The organism is Acinetobacter sp. Swhac1 (genome assembly GCF_013390985.1).
Taxonomy (GTDB): domain Bacteria; phylum Pseudomonadota; class Gammaproteobacteria; order Pseudomonadales; family Moraxellaceae; genus Acinetobacter; species Acinetobacter towneri.
Genome location: NZ_JACASN010000068.1, coordinates 1 through 3660, shown reverse-complemented (window position 1 = coordinate 3660; position 3660 = coordinate 1). Strand labels below are relative to the sequence as shown.

Annotated in this window: 4 protein-coding genes; all 4 read right to left on the bottom strand. The window is 59.7% G+C overall.

What is annotated here, in order from left to right; genetic code table 11:
* Positions 1-978 (bottom strand): IS91-like element ISVsa3 family transposase (locus HX743_RS15635; protein WP_052774972.1); only part of this gene is annotated, 978 nt, incomplete at its 3' end.
* Between the two features lie 111 nt (positions 979-1089).
* On the bottom strand, positions 1090-1395 hold the full coding sequence (locus tag HX743_RS15630) for a LysR family transcriptional regulator (RefSeq protein WP_001255015.1): 306 nt from the start codon (positions 1393-1395) through the stop codon (positions 1090-1092).
* Between the two features lie 27 nt (positions 1396-1422).
* Positions 1423-2637 (bottom strand): chloramphenicol/florfenicol efflux MFS transporter FloR, encoded by a 1215-nt coding sequence (gene floR / locus HX743_RS15625; RefSeq protein ID WP_000214119.1) that lies wholly within the window; start codon positions 2635-2637, stop codon positions 1423-1425.
* Positions 2638-2853: 216 nt separating this feature from the next.
* The coding region (locus tag HX743_RS16505) for a DUF3363 domain-containing protein (protein WP_223364268.1) at positions 2854-3660 on the bottom strand (807 nt) is incomplete at its 5' end.

The window sequence follows — 3660 nt, the reverse complement described above, 5'->3', positions numbered from 1 at the left end:
GTACCGGCACAGCCGTTCGAGCTTCTTGCGTTCATCGGCCCTGGCCGCCACGCCGGCGTGCAGGCTGGACCCGGCTACCTTGCCAATCCCGTCACCGAACGGATCACCACTGGTCGGCAGAGTTTGCAAAGTGAACACCTTTCGCCCCGCCTGTGAACCGACAGCGATACGGTAAGTGATCGAGTGCCCCAGCAGGGGTGTCATCGGGTCGTCATCCACCGCATCCGAGGCCAGATAGCTGTTTTCGACATCCCGTTCCAGCAGGCCTTGCCGTTCCAGATAGCGACCCACCCGGTGGGCGATGGTGTGCGTCAGCTGGGTGAGCTCTGGGCTGGTCGGCGCCTTGACCCAGCGGAAACGCGCTGAGCCGTGGGATTGCTCGACATACACACCGTCGAGAAACAGCATGTGGAAGTGAACATTCAGATTGAGCGCCGATCCAAAACGCTGGATCAGGGTGACCGCGCCCGTCTTGGCCACTTGGTGGGTATGGCCCGCTTTCTTGACCAGGTGCGTGGCAATGACGCGGTAAACGATGCCCAGCACCCACCCCATGATCTCGGGCCGGCTGGCAAACAGGAAACGCAGCTGAAACGGGAAGCTCAACACCCACTGACGCATGGGTTGTTCAGGCAGTACTTCATCAACCAGCAAGGCGGCACTTTCGGCCATCCGCCGCGCCCCACAGCTCGGGCAGAAACCGCGACGCTTACAGCTGAAAGCGACCAGGTGCTCGGCGTGGCAAGACTCGCAGCGAACCCGTAGAAAGCCATGCTCCAGCCGCCCGCATTGGAGAAATTCTTCAAATTCCCGTTGCACATAGCCCGGCAATTCCTTTCCCTGCTCTGCCATAAGCGCAGCGAATGCCGGGTAATACTCGTCAACGATCTGATAGAGAAGGGTTTGCTCGGGTCGGTGGCTCTGGTAACGACCAGTATCCCGATCCCGGCTGGCCGTCCTGGCCGCCACATGAGGCATGTTCCGCGTCCTTGCAATACTGTGTTTACATACAGTCTATCGCTTAGCGGAAAGTTCTTTTACCCTCAGCCGAAATGCCTGCCGTTGCTAGACATTGCCAGCCAGTGCCCGTCACTCCGCGGTCTTCACTGCGTGATCGAGTTGATCGACACCCGCCGTGACACGCTCCATGAAGTGCCTGCCTGCGTCTGTTAGCCGAACGCCCCGCGCATGGCGCTCAAATAGCAGGACACCAAGGTTATCCTCCAGCGCTTTCACACGCGCGCTGACGCTCGACTGGCTGATACCAAGTGCCTTGGCCGCATGCCGAAAATTCAGATGCTCGGCGACGGCGATGAACTGAACAAGGGAAATGAGCGGTATCCTGCCAGACAGGATACCGACATTCACGAGGTTTCGATGGTTAGTGCGCCGCATCGGAGCGGGCCTGCTACCAGTCGTCGGTTAGACGACTGGCGACTTCTCGGTGGCAGCCCCACGGAGCCGAAGGAGCACCAGCCCCAACGAAACCAGTACCGCCATCGCCGTGGCGTAACAGATCACGGGCCACGCTGTGTCACCGTTTAAAAGTGCCACCGCCAATGTCCCGACAATGCTGACTATCAGGCTTTGAACGCAGAAGTAGAACGCGACCGCTGATCCCGCGATGTCGTCGAACTCTGCCAAAGCGCCGTTCGCGGTAACGGACACCGTGAAGACAATACCGACCGCGACAACCCACATCGGTAGGATGAAGGTGAGGAATGACGGCGAGCCGTAAAGTTCGCCGATCCCCAACAGGACCGCTCCGCAAACAAGCAACGCCATCCCACGCGCCACGCATCCTGCGATGCCCCATCTGGCGACAAAGGACTTCGCGAAACGGGTTGTCACGATCATTACAAGCGCGACAGTGGCGAAGGCAAAGCTGAATCCGATCTCGGAATATTCCGCTTGGCCTATGAGCACACGGGGAGCCGTCGAGAAGAAGACGAAGAAGGTGCCCATACCGGCGCTAAAGCCGACAGTGTAAACCCAAAAAGCCGGACTCGCGAAGATCGGCAAGACAGATCGGCGCGTCTTGACTTGATCCAGAGGGCGGGTTTCGTGCCACCTGAAACCCGCATTTAGGAGTGCGAGCATCGCCAGTATAGCCAAAGTAATGAATATCGCCTGCCATCCCAAGAACTCGCCGATCAATGCTCCGGCGATAGGGCCGAGCGCAGGCACGAACGCCAGCATCGAACTGAAAAGGCCGTAGATGACGACACCCTCAGGACGGTTGGCATAAACGTCGCGAACCGTCGCGAACGTCGCCACCAGCATGGCCGACGCGCCCACTGCTTGAAGTAGACGGAAAGCGACAAAGGCCGGTGCAGTTGAAGACCAAGCTGCTCCCAGAGACGCAATGACGAAAGCCGTTGCGCCCGCAAGTAGAATTGGCCGTCGCCCGATTCTGTCTGAGAGCGGACCAAAAATCACCTGGCCCACGCCGAGCATCACCATATAGAGGCTCAACGTGAGTTGGATCATAGCGGGCGTCGTGTTCAGGATGCCGGGCATCGCTGGAACGACAGGGAGATAAATATCCATCGCCAGTGAAGCGAGGATGTCGAAAGGAGCCATCAGCAGCAGTGCTGCCGGCAGCGTATAGGCCCACGCGGGGCGTGTGGTGGTCATGACGAATCAACCCTCGATTAAGGAATACCGGGCGACGTCTGCTCGTCAGCAATCAGATGAGACTAGCCTTACAGAGCGCCGCAACAACAATACTGGTTGTTGCGGCTTACTTGTCTGCTGACTTGGAATTTCCCATCTGATTACTCCACGCTTACGAATATGAATTGCTACATTTTATCCGATTATCTTTTGCTTCGCAATGCGGCATGGGCGCACTCAGCGTTCCAGCCCCCTCTGCCGCCCTAACTGCCACGACACCGACCCGCCCTGCACGATGCCCATAACCTCGCGGCCGAGTTGGCGGTCGATGATCGGCCGCCACGGGACAAGGGTGAACTCATGGGATTTCTCGACCACGGCGAACTTGCCGCTCGATAGATGCACGGTTCCGGTAAACTTGCCGCTGACGCTCTCGCCGTCCGTGGCGGCGCGGAACGGCAGGCCCTTACTCAAAGCCATATCCGATCCGACGCCGGCTACCTCGCGCTCCCGCAGGATGGCGAGAAGGTTGCGCCGGTAGAAGACGCGGCTGTCCCGGCTGCGGGTGGCGTCGCCCTGTTCGATATGGTGCTCGCGGCGCTGGTCCATGGCTTCGCGGACTTGTTGCCCGAAGCCGGTTGGCGCAAGGTCGGCCGTCTCGCCGTGGATCAGCCGCCGGTCCAGCCAGGTCGCGCCGTCCGATCCGATCTGTTTGTTCAGATCGACCGGGGAAAGGACGCGAACGCTGGCCTGACTGTCTCGGCCGGCGTCATGGGCGGCGGCACGGCTGACCAGATCATCGGGGATGCGCCATTGGTCGGCGTCGATCCGCTCGACGATACCGGCCCGGCGTAGCGCCTCCAGCCGGCGCACATGGGCATCGACATAGCCCTCATAGTCGCCGCCTGGAACGCGGCACGTATAGGAAGAATAAACGCCCTTTTCACCCAAGTCCAACAGCTTTGGACCGCAGTTGACTCTTTCGACACCCCTGCGATGCAACCCAATCCGGCTGACGGGGAGCCAGCAACGCTGAAAATTTAC

What these genes read in the sequence shown, in the direction of transcription:
- HX743_RS15630 (WP_001255015.1), bottom strand. Translation starts at nt 1,395, where the DNA reads ATGCGGCGCACTAACCATCGAAACCTCGTGAATGTCGGTATCCTGTCT.
- floR (WP_000214119.1), bottom strand. Translation starts at nt 2,637, where the DNA reads ATGACCACCACACGCCCCGCGTGGGCCTATACGCTGCCGGCAGCACTG.